The following is a 20,208-nucleotide window of genomic DNA, read 5'->3' as shown; positions in this document are numbered from 1 at the left end:
CAATCGCAAATTTTATGATTTCAAAAGTTGCTCTGCGTCCACTTTACGAAGCTTACGTGCTGGCGTACCCACAACAATCCACTCTGACTCGACTTGCTTTGTAGCTACGCTACCTGCTCCCACTACCCCTTCTTTTTCGACTTTAAGTCCTGGCAGTAGCGTAGCATTAGCTCCTACTCTGCCACCATCCTCAATTATGCAACCTCTAAATTCCTTAAATCGTTTCTCCGTTCGCCCCATATAATTATCATTACTCGTTACTACACAGGGAGCAACAAATACATCATTGCCAATTGAAGAAAAAGCCGTAATATAAGCGTTCGTCTCGATTTTGCAGCGTGCACCAATACGGCATTCATTTTCAATGGCAACACCGCGACCAATAATTGTCTGCGTACCAATTGTTACTTTTTCGCGGATTGTAGCCAAGTCAGCAACAAACACTTCTGAACCTAGAACCGCCTCTGTATAAATGATAGCATTCGTCCCAATTGTAGATCCTCGTCCAATTATCGCAGGCTTGAAATCTTTTTGCTCCTTTAAAATGGAACGTTTAGCCCGCATCGGTTTTTTCCCAATTACAACATTGTCATGGATTTGACAGTTCTCTTCAATCGTGCTCCCTTCATAAATAATTACGTTATGGCCAATAGTAACATTGGACCCTATCTTTACGTTTTTTTCTATTATACAATTATGTCCTATTACTACGTTCTCACCTATTATGGCCTGATCGTCAATATATGTGCTCATTTTTTCCTCCATATATACTCGTGAGCAGCTTTGCAAGCTGCTGTGCCTGCTTTTCACGGCTATAATATTTTTTTACTATATGTAGTCCATTACTGCTTCTTTGCATTTTTAAGGCTGAGATTACTTTTCTACACACATTTGGAAGGTATTTCTCACCCTGTTCTTTCATATTACCATAAAAACCTATATTATGTTTATCCAGTAAAGCTTCTATTTCTCCTTTTACGGTTGAAATAATGTATTTATTGTGAAGGAGATAGTCAAACAGTTTATTTGGAAGCGCATCATTAAAAAGAGGGATATCCTTAAGACAAATAATAAATGCATCGGCAATTGACAGATAAATACCTATCTCAGACTTTGGAACGGCCGGTCTAAATATAATGTTATTAAGCTTCAGTTCATTTGCAAGTTTCATTAAGGCTTGCTTTTCTACACCTTCTCCAATTAACAGAAACTTTATATTCTCTTCAGTTTGAAGTTGCTGGGCAGCATAAATAATCTGTGTTAAATCATTTGCAGGGCCATGGGCACCGGCATACATAAATATGATATCTTTATCATTTATTCCCAATTCATTTCTTAGTTCTTTTCTTTTTATTTTGTCGACTGAAAGCGAGTAATCTTGCAAATCAATACCATTAGGCAAAAAGAAAATTTTGTCAGAACAGACTCCCTTTGCTTCTAAGCGCGGCCCCATTCCTTCTGTAAGAATGATAATTTTTTCCGCATTGCGATATAAAGTACGCTCCATCCAGGTCAAAATCTTTACAGTTAAACTAGTGGGGCTTTTCCCTCCGATTTCAACAAGGGAATCCGGCCACAAATCCCTTACTTCTAAGATAAAGCTTGCTTTCCTGTATTTAGCTAAAAGCATAGATGAAAAAGCAGCGAAGAGCGTAGGAGATGATCCAATAATTATCGAAGGCTTCTCCCTTTTGCATATTCCTACTGCAAGCACTGTAAAGGCAAACAACAACATATTCAACATGCGGGATACCCCGTTATCTTTATACGAGATAGCGCCTATCCAGTTTATCAGGAAAGCTTCCACTTGCTCTTGCTTTATTATCGTCCATGGAGAGAATCTATATCTTTTATTGTGATGTATAAAATTACTTCCCCAGAGTTCTACTTTAAATTGTTTAGATAAATATTTCGCCAGTTCGTAATGTCGGGAACTGGCTGGATATTCAGGAGTAGTGCTGTACTGATTGATAATCCATACCCTTTCTTTCATTCCTCTTCTCCCAATAAATCCTTATACAGGTTAACTAGCTTTCTACCTTCTTCTTCCCAATTCCCTTCTGTCATCGCCCATTCTTTTGCCCTTGCTTTGCTTTCCACTAGCATTTTTTTATCTTGTGTCAGCTTAATAATAGCCTCCGCAATGCTTTTGGGATCATAAGGATCAAACAATGTTCCAAACCTTACCTTTTTATTTAGCTTGCGAATTTCCGGTACATCACTTGCGGCTACAGCCAGTCCAGCCATCATATATTCTGATAATTTATTAGGCAAACTATAATAATTATTTAAACATGTAGGCTTATAAGGAATAATTCCTATATCGCATTCACTTGCTTCCTTCACTAATTCTTTCATAGGAACTGGTGGGCAAAATTCAATTTTCCCTTCTTTTATATATGTTTCAGCTAACTGCTGCAGATGTTCTTTAAGGGGGCCGTCACCTCTGAAACGAAAAAGTACATCTGCAGGTAAGTAACGGGCTGACTCTATCATTTCTTCCAATCCCCTGTCTTTGAGATAACCGCCATGGTATAAAACGATTGTCTTCCGAATACCTTCTGCAGCAAACTGTGAGACCATTAATGGTCCTGATACTTTTTTTGTAAAGTTATGAATAACGGCAGGCTTTTCCGGCAAACTATATCTCTTTTTTAATTCCTCAGCAATAGATTCGTTAACCGTAATTACTTGTTCAGCTTTCTTAATAAGAAAGTTTTCGCCTAACATTACTATTTTTTTGAACCACCCCGGAAAATCAGCTCGCTGTTCTACCCAAAGTTCATGGGAATCATAAATGAAACGCCCACGATTTACTTTGGAAGCCACATAAGCGATAGGAAGCATTTCAAAATCATGCGCATGATAGACATCCGCTTTAGTTTGTATAGCTAAACGTGCAAGTTTGTACAATCCCCAAACTTTATTCAAACTTAGCCTTACTAAAGTTAAAAAGTTAAGTCTGGTACTATCGATTTTTTTTCTGATGTTATCAATCCGACATACACTATACCCGTTTACCCTTTCCTCATTCTGCAAGAAAGTTGAATTTCTTATCCCAAACACCAAAACATCATAAGTAGAAGAAAGGGTCTCCGCCTCCTTTGTTACACGCGGATCAGAAGTAACTGCATTGAACACCAGCATGCAGATTTTTTTCTTCATGATACCTCTACCTTTTCACGGATTCTTCCATCACTGTCCACATATTCGGGATCTTCATCAATAAAAATCTTAAACCAAAGTTCGACGTTTAATACACTCCACAGTGCCCAACTTTGTTTTGCCGGAGACTCCAGCATAGAGTGGATCGCTTCGGCGTTAAAGATACCTCGATGATGTGCGCCTTGATCAAGTAATATCCGCTCGATAAAACTTTTATCTTTTTCAAACCATACATTAATAGGCGTGGGAAACCCCTTCTTATCCTTACGATTTAGAATTTCATCAGGAATTATTCCTTCCATCGCCTTTTTAAAAATGTATTTTGGCTCTAACCCCTTTACTTTGAGATGAGGGGGAATTGTAGCAGCCATTTCCACTATCCGGTAATCAAGCATAGGGACCCGTGACTCCAACGATACAGCCATACTTGTTCTGTCCTCAACTTGAAGCAAGCCCGGAAGATACGCTTTTATATCATGGTATAACATTTTGTCAAAAGTATTATCCGTCACATTTTTTCTGATGTATCGAAAGAAAGAATCGGCCGGATTATAACTGGCTAAGATATCATTTATTTCAGGACTGAAAACAGAGGCGGCTCCAGAGAAGGAAGAGCTATACTTTTTCCAAACACTCTCGAAACCGGTAGCTTCGCTTCTATTATCAAATAGATTCTTGCCTATTTTTTCGATTGTGGTTTTTATTCCATGCTGTTTTGCGTATCCCTTTACGAATGTAAATCTTCTAATAAGCTTGTCCAATAGAGATTGAGAAATAGCAGTCTGGTTACCCCCATTTAAAGAAGAACCCGCAACTTTTTCGTATGTAAAGAAATAACGCGGGTATCCCCCGAATATTTCATCTCCACCCTGCCCTCCCAATGCTACTTTTACATTAGAAGCTGCTAGCCGACAGACAGAATATTGAGGTATAATTCCTGGTCCTACACACGGTTCATCCATATGCCATACAAGCTTATGCAGGGATTCCTTGAAAAAACTTTGTGATGGAACTGTTTCCAGATAAGTCGTATGAGCATAACGCGAGACAAGTTTAGCGTATTTTGTCTCATCATAAAACTCATCCTCGGCAAATTTACCGGAAAATGTTTTTATCGATTGGGTTGAGTGTTTAGAAGCCAGACAGGTAACAGAGCTTGAATCCAGGCCGCCACTCAAATGACAGCCAAGAGGAACGTCACTGCGTAAATGGATGCGTACAGCATCATCGATTATAGACCGTAGTTCATCAATAAACTGTGCCTCCGATTTATCAGCATATTCGAAGGCAACGTCCCAGTATTGATTAATTTGAAGTTCCTTCGTTTCTCCTATAACCGCATAATGGCCAGGCATCAGCTTATAAATATCTTTGAAAAATGTTTTCTCATCAGGAATATACATAAAAGATAAGTAATCTAAAATGGCCTGATAATTCGGTTCTCTTTTAATGGTACGGTCTGCAATAATAGCTTTAATCTCCGAACCAAACACAAACTTATGCTTGTCAGCATAGTAATATAAGGGTTTAATTCCTAACCTATCCCTGGCAAGAAACAATTCCCTTTTTTCCTTATCCCATACGGCAAAAGCGAACATTCCGTTAAGTAATGAAAGACAAGCCGGTCCTTTTTGTGCAAATAAATGAAGCAGGACTTCCGTATCCGATTCCGTTCTAAATTCGATACCTAAGGCGCTCAGTTGTTTTCGAAGTTCTATGTAATTGTAAACTTCCCCATTAAACACGATGGTATAACGGCCATCAGCCGTTGTCATGGGCTGATGGCCTGCTTCTAAATCTATAATGCTTAAACGCCGAAATCCTAATCCCATATTTCTATCCAAATATATACCTGCATCATCAGGACCACGATGATTTATTATATCTCTCATTCTTGAAATTTGCCGCTCGTCCGCTATTTCTTGATTAAAATTTATTAGCCCGACAAAACCGCACATATTTTTCACCTGCTATGTTTAATTAGTATTTTAAATTAGCTCAATTAAATTTTTCTATAAAACGATTAACAACAACTGATGTTTCCGCCCGTGTCACGTTTTTCAAAGGAGCAAAAATATTATTGCTAACACCTTGCATAATCCCTAATCCTACAACCCTTTCTACACTTTCTTGTGCCCATGAAGCAACACTGTTACTATCTTTAAACGTTTTAATATCTCCATCTTTTTTTGCTATATCCTGTTCTTTATAGTTCACAGCATTATTAATCATGACTGCCATTTCTTGACGTGTTATCGGTTTATTAGGATAGAAATAGCCTGCACTGTCCCCTTTCACTAACCCTTTACTAAGTGCCATTCTAACCTCGGGTGCAAACCACTCTTGTCCATTTATATCTTTCAAATAACTTTTCTTATTTGATACATCATTGATACCTAAAACCCTCACTAAAAGTGATACAAACTGTGCTTTTGTGATTGATAAATTCGGTCCAAATGATTCATTTGTTATTCCGTTTACAATCGATTTGCGGGATAGTTCTAAGATATCCTCCCTTGCCCAATGGCTTTCTATATCACGAAAATTTACGGGTACTGAAATACTTTTTAGCTCATATCCTTTTATATTTAAATAATGAAATTTGGGGCCGCGATAAGGATGCTCTATCAATAGATTAACTTTATCCTTTTTAGCTTTGAATTTAATTATCCAAGGCTGATACGGTTTTTGATTTATAGATAAAGTTAAACTATCACCACTTGTTACTTCTCCGCCTGATACTATCCGTGCAGTTGCTCGGAAATTATCTTCCTCTCCTAATAGTTCTCCCCCTATCCAATCCGGGACTATAATAAACTGATATTGGTTTCCAGGAACAAGAGAAGTCAATGTCCATTCCTGTATATTATTAACACTAGCTGCCCCTATATAATTAGACCCTTGATTTTCTATGCCTAAATCTTTTTTTGTTAGTACAGACTTAGATCTAGTATCTAAGAATAGAGGATACTTAAAAACTTTATCAGGACCTATGGGCCCTGCTGGATTTGCTTTTTCATAAATCTCAGGGCCAATAAAGGCGCTAGTAGCCCACTGATTTTGCTCTTCGAACCTTCTATTATTCATGAATATCCTAACGACATTTTTATCTCTTCCTTTTCCATTCCTAAGCTCCCAAAAAGATAATACGTTTGGGTTAACTTTATTATCTGGTGTATCCGTATAATATACTCCATAAGTCGGATCGTATATACTCCATTTTCCGTTAACCTTTAGCTCAGCAACAGTATGGCCATACCCTTTTGGAAAATTCATCAGATTCACATATCGACCTTCAATACCTTGAGTTGCTGACAAGGCTAGAAGTACATTAGTAAATGTTCCACAAGCCCCTAAGCGCTCTTTAATAGTTGTCTCAGGATAAGCATTACTCCCAATCCCTACATCAAAATCTTTCATGAAATTCATAAACATTATAACTTTTTGATGATCAGATAGATTTTGATGGCCTTCTAATATCTGTTCAGCTATTTTTACTATCTCATTAGTAATAGGAACTCTAAAGATACTTAGAGGATTTTTAGGATCATCTTTCTTCAAAAAAAACTCACCTTGTTGTTCAGAGCCATTTGCCAGAACTTTATCAAAAAACGAAAAGACCAAAGAAACAATAAGAAGTATACTTGTAAAAAAAAACATAAAAGTTTTTCTGTTTTTCATAAAGAAAAGCGCCTTCCTTAAAGTAAGAATTTGTTTTTTTACTTATCATTCTCTGAGTAAGTTTCTAGATACGTTCTCCACCGCTCAGCTATGTCCATAAAAAAAAGATCGTTTGTAAATTGATAAAGCTCTTCTAAAAGCCTTATATGATATTTTTGATAGTCAACTCCCATATACCATCCTAAATGTTTGGATGGAATAACAAATTCATAACTTTTCCACTTTTTATCGCCCGTTGTGCGCCATTTTGCATCTGGAATATCTATAAAATCCAAATAGTTACCTTGATTTATATTTTGTATCTGAACTTTTATATCTTTTCTTTGTAAATCTTGGTATCTTATATTTACTTTTACATCAAATGGCTTTTCTAATTGTTTCAACTTCGTTTCCCATTCAGGAAGCTGCATAATGATATACGTATTCATCGTTGTTCCGCCTTTTACAGGCTGCTTATTCCTGTTCCTCCCGTCAATTAATATTCTGCCTGCTTTATCATTATCAAGCGAGCTCAGCCAATCCGAACCCGATATTCTCCAAGCACCGGAAAAATCATCTTCTCTACCTATGTCGAGAATAACCTCTTTCCCCGTCTGCATATCTTGAAAGGTAATTTTATCGATTGACATAACAGGATTATTATTCATATTTTTATCATCAAAAGCGACTCGAAGTATGATCTCACCTTTTTTTGGATTCAAGTCATACTTTGACCAATAACCCGTATCATATAAATCAATATACTTCTTTATCGTTTCAAGCCCCTGACTTGCTAATCTCTTTATTTTCTTGTTATCCGTTATTCTAGTTAACTCTAACAGTGCTACAGTCGAAATCATATGTCCATTTAAAATATGCGTAGGCTTTTCAGTAGGTACTTCTTCAAAGAATACACTGCCATCTTGTAATATACTTTTAAAACCACCCTTTTTTATGGGAATGTCATATGTATAAGCAGTCTTAATAGCTAATTCTTTATATTTTTCCTGTTTTGTTTCTTTATAAGCTGACAAAAATGCTTTGATTACATGTGCTTGTCCAAAAGCTGAGGGCCATGGTGCCTTTACTTGTACATCATTGTAAGCATTATCAAATTTATATTCCCATATTAATCCATCTTCGATTTTTTTTCCGTTGTTCTCTAACCATCTCAATGCAAGAACTTGCATATCTGAAAGTTTCCCATCCTCTTCTTCTCTAGGTACAAAAGGAATTACATTTTTTGTCTTATTGTTATTCTTTATAAAACCTAGTACTTTCTCCCCTTCCATGGCTTGTGTCGCAATTTCAAACACATTGTAAACTTCCTTGCCATCTGGCAAATAAGCAACTATTATCCCATTTTTATCAAGATGATGTTTTACCAAAGGAGTCTGAGATGGTAAAGTTAAAGGCTTTGGTTTTTCGTTTACTTTAAATTCAACAGTTTCTCTTTGATAAACAGTCTCCTTATTATTTTTTAAATAATAAGGAGATAAAATTCCTGCAGTAACAAGGAGCACTCCAAAAACCAGCAATAAGATTTTTTTTCCTCGCACGCTTTTATTCCTTTCAAACCATATTTTTCTGGATATAATTAATCAATAAACTCTCTAAACCATAATTCAAGACAAAGCAGGCCCCACATCACCCGGCTAAACTTGGACTGATTGCCCAGCATTTTCTCTACCTCATTGGCATTATACAAACCTCTGCGAAATGTTTTTTCATCCAGCAAAATTTCTTTAATAAAACCGTTTAACTCTTTTTGATACCATTCATTCAACGGTACAGGGAAGCCCATTTTGTCTTTTCGATTGATAATCTCATCCGGAACGTGATTTTTTACCGCCTGCTTTAAGATATTTTTCGATTTTCCATTCTGGAACTTAATGACTGGTGGGATCGTAGCGACAAGCTCAATAATCCGATAATCTAGCAATGGCACACGTGATTCCAAACCTGCTGCCATACTGGTTCGATCTTCAACATGCAATAAAGCTGGCAAAGATGCCTTTACATCGTAGTAAAGCATTTTGTCCAGCAAAGAAGTAGCATTCGAACCATTAAACACCTGCTGGTATTCTTCAAACACTGAATATCCATCGTTTTGATGTAACAAATCAGAATAAAAAATCTCCTTCATTCCCTCGCTTCGATCAATCAATCGATAATATCTTTCATCCTGTTGTCCGAATAAACCTTCTTTGAAAAAGTGCTGTAACATCGGCTTATAGTTACGTAACAAGTTCAAATTCGGAATAATGGATGACAGTGTAGCGACAAAATGACCTCGATCTGCGGTTTCCATAATGGCACCTTTTAAACTCTCCTCCAGATACGCAACTAAATATCGAGCATATCCGGCAAAAATCTCATCTCCACCCTGTCCGCCAAGCACTACTTTGACATGCTGACTAGCCAGTTTAGACACCATATACTGCGGAAATACGCCCGGACCAGCTCCAGGTTCGTCCAAATAATATATAATATCTTGTATATTTTCGGCAAAATCAAAAGCAGTTGGAAACGTCTCATAATACTCAGCCTTTATATTTGATGCTACTAATTTTGCATAAGAGGTTTCATCATAATCTTTACTTTCGCTAAATCCACCCGTAAATGTTTTTAAGCCCATCCCTTCTAGCAATGAAGCTGCAAAACAAGCAATGGTGCTCGAATCGAGCCCCCCACTCAAATGCGAGCCAATCGGAACATCACTGCGAAGTCGAATTTTCACAGCATCTTCTAATAAAAAGCGTACTTTATCTATAAAATAGTCTTCCGTATGGTATGTATCATATTCAAAATTAAAATCCCAATATTTCTTAAATGAAGGATTTAAAGAATCGGAAAGCTGTATAGATAGTATGTGTCCAGGTTCAAGTTTATGAATTCCTTTAAACAACGTTTTATCCCTTAATGTGTATTGAAATACTAAATAATCTTGCAAGCCTTGTTCATTTACTTTACGAAGAGAGGGATTATGCGCAAGAATCGCTTTAATCTCAGAAGCAAAAACAAATTCCTCATTTTGCAGTGAATAATAAAAAGGTTTTACACCAAACCGATCACGTGCTGCAAAAATCTTATTTTTGTTTTTATCCCAAATCACAAAGGAAAACATACCATTGAAACGATTTACACATTCTTCTCCAAACTCTTTGTATGCATATATAATGACTTCTGTATCACTGTAGGTCCTAATCGGATGCCCTTTTTGAACCAATTCTTGTCTTAATTCAAGATAGTTATAGATTGCACCGTTAAACACGATCCAAATAGACTCATCTTGATTCGCCATCGGTTGTTTTCCATTAGCTACATCAATAATACTTAATCTTTTATGCCCTAAACCTATATTACTATGTATATATATTCCTTCATCATCTGGACCTCTATGGTTCAGCTTCTCTCCCATCACATGTAGTTCATGCTCATAAACAGGCTGTGAACGTCGAATAATACCGTATATTCCGCACATGCAAAACTGCTCCTTTTTCCCAAAATATCATATGATTTCCTGTGCTGTCGTAGCATAGTGTAAATACTGTTTTAAAAGCTTTTCTTCTTCGACCTGCCAATTAAAATGCTCAGCGACCTCATTTATTCGCTCTTTACACTGTTTCAATTTTGTTTCATCTTCAAAAAAGGAATCAATAGCCGCAGCAATCATCTGAGGATTTGAAAAGTCCTGCACCATTCCAATCCCCTGTCCAACAATTACTTTCTTTAAAAAGGGTAAATCATTCGCTAAAATAGGTAAACGTGCCTGAATAAATTCATACAATTTATTTGGAGAACAAAAATACGTGTTATTATCGATAGCCGGATAAGGAATAATACCTACATCTGCAGAACAGGTATACTTCAAAAGCTCAGTTTGTGGCACCGCATCCATGAAATATACTTTATCAATTACCTTGCTTTTTCTAGCTATATTTTTTAGTACTTCCCCGTATGTACCAAAGCCTAGCATTACAAGAACAATATTTTCATTCTTTACAAACTTCATTGATTTTACTAGATTCTCCAAGTTTCTTTTAGCCAAAAATCCGCCTTGAAACAAAAGGATTTTTTTCTTTGAATCGATCCCGAGCTTCTTATGTAGTAAGTTGCACGTCTTAAACTGTGGGTACTCTCCCCACTTATCAACTGCATTTTGAATTACTAAAGGATCCTTTACATGAACTGCGTATTTCTTTTTATATTTATTGATAATAGATTCACCTAATAATTCATTCGGCACAATCCAGAAATCAACTTCCGGTAACACTTCAGCTTCTATCTTTTCCAGTAGCTTTGCATACCGCTTAGGCAGCGTACATTGCTCAGTATAGTTCTCATGTGCATCATAAATTAAAGGGATATTTTTTTCTTTGGCAATCATATACCCGGCTTTCAAGGAAGGCAAATCATTTGCAACAATGAGATCTGCCTCTTCCTTGATAGCAGCTTCGTAAAAGGCTTTATCAAATATAGGAAAGAAATTTACATTAAACAGGCGAAATACTTTAAGCACAGTTGTATAAAGTACATTAATTGCTTTTTGCACAAGACGAATGAAAAGTGTAGAAAAATAATTAATACATTTAGTATTAAAAGAAACCATCTTATTTTTTAGCGTTCGTACCTTTTTTAACGAAGAATCCTCTGTAACAGCTACTAACCTCTTATTTGAATAAGAATTAAGAAAATCATTCCGCTTATAGGCAAAGTCCATAATTTTCCGATGAGCAGATTTATAAAACTTAACTAAACGTGAATGATACTCTATGTGCTGCAAATCAATTCTTTTTACTGTGATTTTCTCATCTATTCTCCCTGACAAAAAGTTGTCCCCAGAATAAGGAACTCCAATAATAGTAACTTCAAAGTTATTTTTAATTAACGTGTTTGCTTGCAAAATAATCCTGCGATCAATATCGGTATCAGGAGTGAGTACCAGCACTTTCAACCATAATCCCTCCAAAAATCAATATCTCTTTATAAACATCTATCTTTTACGCTTCAAAATAAAATCCAGTACCGTTCTGTTTTCCAATTCTTTTATTCGTTGTTGCAGAGAAGCGATAAGATTTTGATTTTGCACAATATCCGCCTCATATTTCTCTTTCATGAGCTTATATTGTTCCCGTTCAGCTTCTACATTTTGTATTTTCACTAATGTAGCTTCATATTTTTTGTGAAGTTCATTAAATTGAACTACTCTTGCTTGGAGCTCAGCTTCTATATTTTGATTTTTTACTAACTCTTTTTCATACTTTTGATGAAGCTCATCAAATTGAGCTACCCTTGCTTGAAGTTCAGCTTCTACGTTCTGATTTTTTTTCAGTTTTTCTTGATTATTTACAGTAAAGCTGGCTCTATTCCTTAAGAAAGCTACGTCTTCTTTATCGTCTGTATGCCTATGTTCAAAAAACGTAGCAAATACTTCGGATGGTAGTTCAACGAAGCCCCTGCCATTAAGCACCACACTTTGCAACCATATTTTTGTCCCATTTACCTCTAAAAAAGAAGGTACTGTATCTTGATCATCTTTTGTTGTAGAAAAATAGAAGCGAACAAAACAATTTGTATGAATCAATTCAGGTAGTATATCATCGAGAGAGATAATTGTTTTTCCATTATCCTTTTTTATTGGAGTTACTATACGATTTTGTTGTTCGAGCCCTTCAACCGATACATATTTAATTGGATGATATTCTCTAAATCCCCCTTGTACAGCTAACTCAAACACAAATCCTTCTGGGGGACACTTAATCCCTGATGGCACAGTTATTTTTTTTGTTTTCCATTGCATATCACCTTTATTATCCAACTGGTCAATAGGAACATATGATTTTTCCCTATCGTACACGTTTACCATTAACGCTTCTGTGGATATGTCTTGATATGTAATGGACAAAGCAAACTCATTTTCTGTAAATTTAGGTATGATAAAAATGGAATGATTACTTCCATCTTCTTTAGGCCCAATAACGCGGTATTCTTTATCTTGCTCTTTAATGATATTACTTAAATTAAGATTGTTATTACTTAAAACGTAAGGCTTAGGCGAAAAATAAACAGTATGATTTCGCTCAAAAAAAGGATTCGAAAAATCAATATTCCATTTCCCATCACTAATTATCTCTATGGAATCAAATGGAACTTTTGATTCAAGAATTAAATGGATGGAAGAATCATCCTGCATATTGTTTCCGGCGTTCTTTTCCAACAAAAAAAGGCATTCATTAAAGGAAAATTCCTCCATGCGGAATTGTTCTGCCACTTTATGAAATGAATCAATTACCGTATGATAAAATTTGGGGTCAGTCTCTTTCTTTCCATATACAAAGCGATTATCATTTTGCTTTACTCCGCACTGAGGACACACAGCGTGTTCCCAGTTATTAGAAAACGAATACAGACTTTTAATGTACTTGGCATATAAAGGAATATGAGGCCATTCATCTCCCGAAAATGCTATTTCTTTTATCTTAAAATTAGAACAAAATGCATCCTCAATCGTTTTCTTGGATATAGAATGTATATGAAGATTCACATGAAATTCCGTCCGGCAATGGATACAAGTCATTTGCCCGAAATCTAATTTTTCTTGAAAAGGTGTTACAACTAAAACATATTTTTTTGCTACCCGTTGGAGTTCTTTTACTCCTTCATGAAATACATCCGGAGGTAAATGTTCTAGCACATCACTAATAAGAATCAAGTCAAATTCTCCGTCCGAAAAAGGCAGCTGATCAATACTTCCGATAACTTTTTCTGTTTTCACATGTTTTAATGCTTCTTCACTTATATCAAGTGCACATACTCGTTCATATTTATTGGCTAACTGATTTGTAATAATCCCATTACCACTTCCTACATCTAATATTGATTTCACATCCTGCGGTATTTTTTGTACAATCATGTTGCAAACATCTAGTTGATATTGATTTGGCGTTTGAGTCCATAATTCAAAGGAATTATAATACTTCATAGAATTACTTTCGCCCATGCTTTATCCCCCATCTTACAGGATGATTAATCAATCCAATATCTACATTAATCCCAAAAGGCTGTTCAACTTTTATTTCATACATCTTATCATGCAAGTCATATGCGGCAGGTTCAACATTATCCAAAAGATTTACTTCTTTAAAAATAGCAGCCGATATTAAGTAGGTTCCTTTCCCTAAAAGCAAAGGATCAAATACGATTTCAACAGTCCCTTCTCCATTAATAGAAGGAATTTCAAACCCATCCTTATTGGATAAAATTTGCATTGCACATGTCCCATCTAACAAATAATAAGCTAATACAAAAACCGGGGCTTGTATTTCTTCTTTTGCAAAATAGTAAATCCGAACCTTTTTATATCTCGTATTTGTAAAAATATGAGTTTCTTCATTCTTTTCATTTAAAAATTGAACATCTCTAATAATTACTTCTCCTGAACCGTAAATTCGACTGTTCCTTTCACGTTCAGATAACAATTCACTGTAAACCTTTTCTTGCTCCTCATTATTTGTTTGGCCTTCTACTTCATCGCTATCTATAAAAGATACTGAAATTGACTTCCAATTAAAATCTTGATTTGCCTCCAGCTCACCTATACAAATATACTCTTCACCGCTAAAATATTCTATCTTCACTTTTTCTTTAGATACATCTTGGTATGTAATTTCTACTTTATATTTTTTCAATTCGTCCAGAGAAGGTATTTTAAAGGCAAATAACGCATGCTGGTATTCTCCACCTACATCTTCAAAGCAACGATACTTTCTTGCTTCTTTCTCAACAGGAGAAGACCAATTTATTTTCTCTTTATCAATCAGTAAAAACAAGTCATTTTCAGCTACATTATCCCCTATATCGCCTACTTTTAACTCCTCAATCAACTTATCTTCTGAAAAAAGTTTAATATTAGAAATAGGGTGTTTATCTTTTGGAGCCCCTTCTTCCGTGATAAGATGACAATAAATAACCTGACTTTGCAAACTTTCCTCAAGGGTTTTTAGGTCGTTCTGCTTCAAACGGATGTTTCTGGCTCTTAGCCTTTTTTCTTCTTGTTTTCGTATGGAAGCGAGATATTCTGCTGATACATCCAATATATGACCTTCCATTACGACTCTTCCGCGATCAATCCATATCGCCTCATTGCACATTTTTTGTACAGCAGTAATATCATGCGAAACGAATAGGACAGTTGTTCCACCTTCTGTGAGCTTTTTCATTCTTTCAATTGATTTATTAACAAAATAAGCATCTCCGGCACCCAAAATCTCATCAATAATTAAAATTTCTGGCACAATCGCAGTTGAAGCAGCAAATGCAAGACGCGCATACATCCCTGCTGAATATGTTTTAACCGGCTTATCTATAAACTCTTCAAGTTCAGAAAAATCAACAATTTCATCAAACTTTTCCTTTGCCTCTTTTCCTACAATTCCGGAATAAGAAAGGGAAGCATATATATTTTCCCTTCCTGTAAATTCAGGATGAAACCCTGTACCTAACTCCATTAAAGCAGACACTTTACCAGCCACTTGAACTTCACCAGTAGTAGGTTTTAAGTTTCCTGCAATAATCTTTAGAAGAGTACTTTTTCCGGCACCATTTCTACCAATAAGCGCAATTTTGCTTCCCTTTTTAATCTTTAAATCAATATCTTTTAATGCCCAAAATTCATCGGCTTTATTTCTTGTTAATATGCCTAAACCTAGTAAATCTAAAATTCTTTCTCTCGGTCGTTTGTATATTTTAAACATTTTACTAACATGGCTAATAGAAATGGCTATATCATCATACATAATCTGTAAACACCACTTTCAATCGAGTAAAAACATAGTATCCTATAAAGAAAAAACCGAAGGATAGCACAATAAAAATACTACAAATATTCACATCGGGAAAAGTATTGTAAATAATAATATCCCTATATAACGTAATCATATAATACATAGGATTGAATTGCATGAAAAACAAAAGGTCTTTTGTTAACATATCTGTTGTATAAGCAATCGGAGAAACAAGCATTAGCAAAATAATAATAACCGTTATAATCTGTCCCAAGTCTCTAAAAAATACATTTAAGCTCGCTAATATCCAGGCTAATCCTGTAGTAAAAAGGATTTGCAAAATCAAGAGAAATGGCAGTAAAAAAGCATGGTAACTTAATTGTTCTCTTATCCCTAGAACAATTAGTAAAAGAATTAGTCCTACTAATTGAGAAACCACGCTTGATAATACAACTTTTATCGGAATCAACTCAATTGGAAAAAGCGTGTTCTTAATTAAAGAACTATTATTGGTTACGGTATTTACACTCATTCCAATTGCTTCTGAAAACCCGAACCAAGGAATGAGACCCGAGAAAATTATTAAAACATAATCAATAGTTGAAATACCCTCCAATTTAATTTTAAAAATAGAAATATATACTAAAAAATAGGCAGATAAAAAGAGAAGTGGATTTAATAAAATCCACAACCCTCCAAACATAGAGCCTGCATATTTCATCTTTATATCGTCTATAGTAATGCTAAAAAGAATCTTTCTATATTGATAAAGAAGCGAAAATGGATTATTCATCGTTAAACTCCTTATTGTTCATTAAAAAACTGCTCTATTTTTTCTACAATTGTATGTGATGACTTTCCATCTCCGAATAGATTAGGAACATACTCTCTCTTTTCTTGATTTTCAATTATATCTGCTAAGTTATCACTTTGCGGATTCACAAGCTGATTCCATCCACATTCTACGGTTTCTATCCATTCTGTTTCATTTCTCAATGTATAACAAGGCACTTGCATAAAGTAGGCTTCCTTCTGCACTCCTCCAGAATCTGTAATAATCCCCTTTGCATGCTTCTCAAGTGTTAGCATCTCCAAATAGGAAACAGGATCGATTACTTTTACATTGGAAAATTTAAACAAATCAAAGAGATGGAATTCTTCTAACTTTGCTTTTGTTCTTGGGTGTAGTGGGAATATAACATCATTTTTAATAGAAATAAGTGATTCCACGATAGAACGCAAAATTTCCTTGTCATCTGTATTTTCAGCGCGATGAATGGTAGCCAGATAGAACTGCTTACTTTCCACATTAAAGTCAAACAACTTACACTTTTCTTCTGCTATATTTACGTTATATAACACCGCATCATACATTACGTCACCAACATTATATACATGGTGAACAATCGATTCTTTCTGCAAATTTGATACCGCTGTCTCTGTAGGTGCAAATAACAATGTAGAAACATGGTCAGTTAGTATACGGTTAATTTCCTCTGGCATTCGCTTATTGAAACTTCTTAGTCCTGCCTCAATATGGAAAAGTGGGATATGAAGTTTACTCGCGGCAAGCGCCCCTGCCAATGTTGAATTCGTATCACCGTATACAAGAACTGCATCCGGCTTTTCACTTAATAACAATTGTTCAATTTTATCAAGCATCATTCCCGTTTGCTTCCCATGTGAAGCAGAACCAACCTCTAAATCATAGTCAGGACGAGGAATATTTAATTCTTCAAAAAAAACCGACGCCATATTATGATCATAATGTTGCCCTGTATTTACAATAACTTCTTGGAATTTCCCCCTAAGCGCCCTTGAAACAGGAGCAAGTTTAACAAACTGCGGCCTTGCACCTACGATAGTTACAATCTTTTTCATAATCTACCTCTTGTATATTATAATCGGAAATACTTACCTTTCTCCATTTCAATGTCTTTTAAAGCATTTCTTGTATCTAATATCCATTGTGCTTTTTGCGATAATAAATTCCAATTAATAGAAGAATGATCAGTTGTAATAACTGTTAAGTCTGATGCTAATAATACTTCTTCATTCAAACTAACACTCTCGTAATTTTTCCCTTTATATTGGAAATGAGGAATATATGGATCATGGTACTGCATAATTGCACCTTTAGTTTCCAAAATCTCGATAATTTTTAATACTGGTGACTCTCTTATATCATCTACATCCTTTTTATAAGCAACTCCTATAAGTAAAACTTTCGAGCCTTTCAGCGCTTTTTGTTGCTCATTTAAAATAGATGCCATTTTATCAATAACAAACTGAGGCATACTATTATTAATCTCACCGGCTAATTCAATTAAACGAGTATGATAATTGTATTCTCTCGCCTTCCATGTTAAATAAAATGGATCGATCGGAATGCAATGCCCACCTAGTCCAGGACCAGGGTAGAACGGCATAAAGCCATATGGCTTCGTTTTTGCTGCATCAATCACTTCCCAAACATCAATCCCCATCTTCTGGCACAATATCGCCATTTCATTAGCTAAGGCAATATTAATATGACGGAATGTATTCTCGTAAATTTTCTCCATCTCCGCTACTGCTGGACTTGATACCTCATGTACTTCCCCTTCTAAAACTGCCCGGTACATGGAAGCAGCTACTTTTGTACAATCCTTCGTTACTCCGCCAACTACTTTAGGCGTATTTTTTGTATTAAATTGTTTGTTCCCTGGATCTACACGCTCCGGAGAATAGGCTAAAAAGAAATCAACTCCACATTTTAACCCTGATTGTTCTAAGATCGGTTTAACTAATTCTTCTGTTGTTCCAGGATACGTAGTACTTTCTAACACAATTAACATTCCTGGTCGAATATACTTCGCGATCTCGCGGGTAGAGGACTCCACATAGCTTGTGTCTGGCTGCTGGTAAATATCCAGTGGTGTTGGTACACATATCGCTACCGCATCCACTTCATGAATAAAGGAAAAATCATTTGTTGCCTTTAACTTCTGATCTTGCACAATTCTGCGCAAGTCATCATCTACAACATCCCCGATATAATTAATCCCTTGATTCACCATATCGACTTTATTTTTTTGCACATCGAAACCAATGACGTTAAATCCTGCTTTCGACTTTTCTACAGCCAATGGCAAACCTACGTATCCTAACCCGACAACTCCAATAACAGCTTCTCTTTTATTGAACTTTTCAATTAAACGACTGGCTAAAGAGGATAATTTTACGGTTGTTAATGTGCTCATTTAGTTACCCTTCCTTGCAAAAAAATCTTTAACAACTGAAATTACATATTCCTGATCTTCTGTTGTTAATTCAGGATATAGCGGTAATGCTAATGTTCCTAAAGCCGCTTTCTCGGACTCTGGAAGACTTCCTTCTGTATAATCCAATTCAGCGTATACTTCTTGACGATGTAGCGGAACAGGATAGTAAATTCCAGATGAAATTCCATTCTCTTTTAAATATTGAATAAGTTCATCCCTGTATTCTGTTTGAATAATGTAGAGATGATATACGGCTTCACGTCCTGTTTTTATAAAAGGCAATTGAATAGATAAATCCTTCAGAGATTGGTTATAGAAATCAGCTTTTTCTCTACGTTTTTGATTCCATTGATCAATATACTTTAGCTTTATTTGGAGAGTCGCTGCTTGCAATGCATCCAGACGGCTATTATAGCCAATCATAGAATGATAATATTTGGGGTAACTTCCGTGCACACGTAAAATTTGAACTTTACGCGCTAATTCTTCATCGTTGGTGACGATAATACCGCCATCTCCGTAGCCTCCCAGGTTTTTTGTCGGGAAAAAGGAAAAACAACCTGCTGTTCCTATAGAACCAATTTTCTTCCCTTTATATGTTGCGCCGATTGCTTGGCAAGCGTCTTCTATAACATACACATTATATTTGTTAGCAATCTCCATTATCTCATCCATATCGGTTGGTTGACCAAAAATATGAACAGGTATAATGGCTTTTGTTTTTGAAGTGATAGCAGCTTCTAGTTTCGTTACATCTAAATTATATGTATCCGGTTCAATGTCAACAAATACAGGAGTAGCTCCTACCTGGGAAATCACTTCTGCTGAAGCAAAAAAAGTAAACGGTGTCGTAATCACTTCATCACCAGGTCCAATACCAAGCGCATCTAATGTTAGTAAAAGAGCATCTGTTCCATTGGCTACACCAATGGCATATTTGACACCACAGTATTCAGCCAAAGACTCCTCAAATTTCTTTACAGCCGGCCCCATGATGTAATTCCCGCTTTCCAATACCTCATCAATAGCAGCTTTTATTTCCTCTTTAATTGTTTGATACTGAGCCTTCAAATCAAGTAATGGAATTTGCTTTGCTACTTTTTGCATAAGAATCTTCTCCTTTATCAATTATAACTCCTTTAATTGAACCGGGCCTTTTCTTTCACTTGCTTCATATACCGCTAACACGAGCTTTAGCGCATTCTTCCCGTCTTCTCCAGTTACCGCCGGGGAACGATCTTGCTGGATGGCTTCGATGAAATCAGCAATAATCTGTTGATGTCCGGATATACCATAAGGATTTAGATTGATTTTTTCAATCAACTCTGCTGAAC

General features: G+C 35.8%; 15 protein-coding genes. All 15 read right to left on the bottom strand.

What is annotated here, in order from left to right; translation table 11 throughout:
* Nucleotides 1–12: 12 nt before the first annotated feature.
* Nucleotides 13–753 (bottom strand): acyltransferase, encoded by a 741-nt coding sequence (locus tag B2899_RS00870; protein WP_286883329.1) that lies wholly within the window; start codon nucleotides 751–753, stop codon nucleotides 13–15.
* Complete coding sequence (locus B2899_RS00865; protein ID WP_286883327.1) at nucleotides 737–1,993, bottom strand: glycosyltransferase family 4 protein; 1,257 nt, start codon at nucleotides 1,991–1,993, stop codon at nucleotides 737–739. The genes B2899_RS00870 and B2899_RS00865 overlap by 17 nt, the downstream gene beginning before the upstream one ends.
* Nucleotides 1,990–3,165, bottom strand: coding sequence for a glycosyltransferase family 4 protein (locus tag B2899_RS00860; protein ID WP_286883325.1), 1,176 nt, complete (start codon nucleotides 3,163–3,165; stop codon nucleotides 1,990–1,992). The genes B2899_RS00865 and B2899_RS00860 overlap by 4 nt, the downstream gene beginning before the upstream one ends.
* The gene (asnB, locus tag B2899_RS00855) at nucleotides 3,162–5,123 is read right to left on the bottom strand and encodes an asparagine synthase (glutamine-hydrolyzing) (RefSeq protein WP_286883323.1); all 1,962 of its coding nucleotides are present in this window, start codon (nucleotides 5,121–5,123) and stop codon (nucleotides 3,162–3,164) included. Before asnB (B2899_RS00855) ends, B2899_RS00860 begins: the two co-directional genes overlap by 4 nt.
* Nucleotides 5,124–5,163: 40 nt before the next feature.
* Nucleotides 5,164–6,846, bottom strand: a complete 1,683-nt coding sequence (locus B2899_RS00850; protein WP_286883322.1) for an S-layer homology domain-containing protein — start codon at nucleotides 6,844–6,846, stop codon at nucleotides 5,164–5,166.
* A gap of 38 nt (nucleotides 6,847–6,884) precedes the next feature.
* Entirely contained in the window at nucleotides 6,885–8,384 is a 1,500-nt protein-coding gene (locus B2899_RS00845) for a D-glucuronyl C5-epimerase family protein (protein WP_286883320.1), read from the bottom strand.
* A gap of 38 nt (nucleotides 8,385–8,422) precedes the next feature.
* A complete protein-coding gene (asnB, locus tag B2899_RS00840; protein WP_286883318.1) occupies nucleotides 8,423–10,309 on the bottom strand; it encodes an asparagine synthase (glutamine-hydrolyzing) in 1,887 nt (628 codons plus the stop codon).
* Nucleotides 10,310–10,336: 27 nt separating this feature from the next.
* A complete protein-coding gene (locus tag B2899_RS00835; RefSeq protein ID WP_286883367.1) occupies nucleotides 10,337–11,776 on the bottom strand; it encodes a glycosyltransferase in 1,440 nt (479 codons plus the stop codon).
* Nucleotides 11,777–11,821: 45 nt separating this feature from the next.
* Complete coding sequence (locus B2899_RS00830) at nucleotides 11,822–13,828, bottom strand: methyltransferase domain-containing protein (protein ID WP_286883316.1); 2,007 nt, start codon at nucleotides 13,826–13,828, stop codon at nucleotides 11,822–11,824.
* Nucleotides 13,815–15,623, bottom strand: coding sequence for an ABC transporter ATP-binding protein (locus B2899_RS00825; RefSeq protein ID WP_286883314.1), 1,809 nt, complete (start codon nucleotides 15,621–15,623; stop codon nucleotides 13,815–13,817). Before B2899_RS00825 ends, B2899_RS00830 begins: the two co-directional genes overlap by 14 nt.
* Complete coding sequence (locus B2899_RS00820) at nucleotides 15,616–16,404, bottom strand: ABC transporter permease (protein ID WP_286883312.1); 789 nt, start codon at nucleotides 16,402–16,404, stop codon at nucleotides 15,616–15,618. The genes B2899_RS00825 and B2899_RS00820 overlap by 8 nt, the downstream gene beginning before the upstream one ends.
* 11 nt (nucleotides 16,405–16,415) lie before the next feature.
* On the bottom strand, nucleotides 16,416–17,492 hold the full coding sequence (wecB, locus tag B2899_RS00815) for a non-hydrolyzing UDP-N-acetylglucosamine 2-epimerase (RefSeq protein WP_286883310.1): 1,077 nt from the start codon (nucleotides 17,490–17,492) through the stop codon (nucleotides 16,416–16,418).
* Between the two features lie 17 nt (nucleotides 17,493–17,509).
* Nucleotides 17,510–18,853 (bottom strand): nucleotide sugar dehydrogenase, encoded by a 1,344-nt coding sequence (locus B2899_RS00810; RefSeq protein ID WP_286883308.1) that lies wholly within the window; start codon nucleotides 18,851–18,853, stop codon nucleotides 17,510–17,512.
* On the bottom strand, nucleotides 18,854–19,981 hold the full coding sequence (locus tag B2899_RS00805) for a DegT/DnrJ/EryC1/StrS family aminotransferase (RefSeq protein WP_286883306.1): 1,128 nt from the start codon (nucleotides 19,979–19,981) through the stop codon (nucleotides 18,854–18,856).
* A 21-nt stretch (nucleotides 19,982–20,002) separates the two neighbouring features.
* The coding region (locus tag B2899_RS00800) for a Gfo/Idh/MocA family oxidoreductase (RefSeq protein ID WP_286883304.1) at nucleotides 20,003–20,208 on the bottom strand (206 nt) is incomplete at its 5' end.

It is taken from the genome of Aneurinibacillus sp. UBA3580, from assembly GCF_002375825.1.
Lineage (GTDB): Bacteria > Bacillota > Bacilli > Aneurinibacillales > Aneurinibacillaceae > Aneurinibacillus > Aneurinibacillus danicus.
Note: the sequence above shows the minus strand (reverse complement) of the source record. Positions and strands in the feature narration are given on the sequence as shown.

Excerpts from the sequence above, each read along its gene's own strand:
- B2899_RS00870 (WP_286883329.1), bottom strand. The coding sequence starts at position 753 with ATGAGCACATATATTGACGATCAGGCCATAATAGGTGAGAACGTAGTA.
- B2899_RS00865 (WP_286883327.1), bottom strand. The coding sequence starts at position 1,993 with ATGAAAGAAAGGGTATGGATTATCAATCAGTACAGCACTACTCCTGAA.
- B2899_RS00860 (WP_286883325.1), bottom strand. The coding sequence starts at position 3,165 with ATGAAGAAAAAAATCTGCATGCTGGTGTTCAATGCAGTTACTTCTGAT.
- asnB (WP_286883323.1), bottom strand. The coding sequence starts at position 5,123 with ATGTGCGGTTTTGTCGGGCTAATAAATTTTAATCAAGAAATAGCGGAC.
- B2899_RS00850 (WP_286883322.1), bottom strand. The coding sequence starts at position 6,846 with ATGAAAAACAGAAAAACTTTTATGTTTTTTTTTACAAGTATACTTCTT.
- asnB (WP_286883318.1), bottom strand. The coding sequence starts at position 10,309 with ATGTGCGGAATATACGGTATTATTCGACGTTCACAGCCTGTTTATGAG.
- B2899_RS00830 (WP_286883316.1), bottom strand. The coding sequence starts at position 13,828 with ATGGGCGAAAGTAATTCTATGAAGTATTATAATTCCTTTGAATTATGG.
- B2899_RS00825 (WP_286883314.1), bottom strand. The coding sequence starts at position 15,623 with ATGTATGATGATATAGCCATTTCTATTAGCCATGTTAGTAAAATGTTT.
- B2899_RS00820 (WP_286883312.1), bottom strand. The coding sequence starts at position 16,404 with ATGAATAATCCATTTTCGCTTCTTTATCAATATAGAAAGATTCTTTTT.
- wecB (WP_286883310.1), bottom strand. The coding sequence starts at position 17,492 with ATGAAAAAGATTGTAACTATCGTAGGTGCAAGGCCGCAGTTTGTTAAA.
- B2899_RS00810 (WP_286883308.1), bottom strand. The coding sequence starts at position 18,853 with ATGAGCACATTAACAACCGTAAAATTATCCTCTTTAGCCAGTCGTTTA.
- B2899_RS00805 (WP_286883306.1), bottom strand. The coding sequence starts at position 19,981 with ATGCAAAAAGTAGCAAAGCAAATTCCATTACTTGATTTGAAGGCTCAG.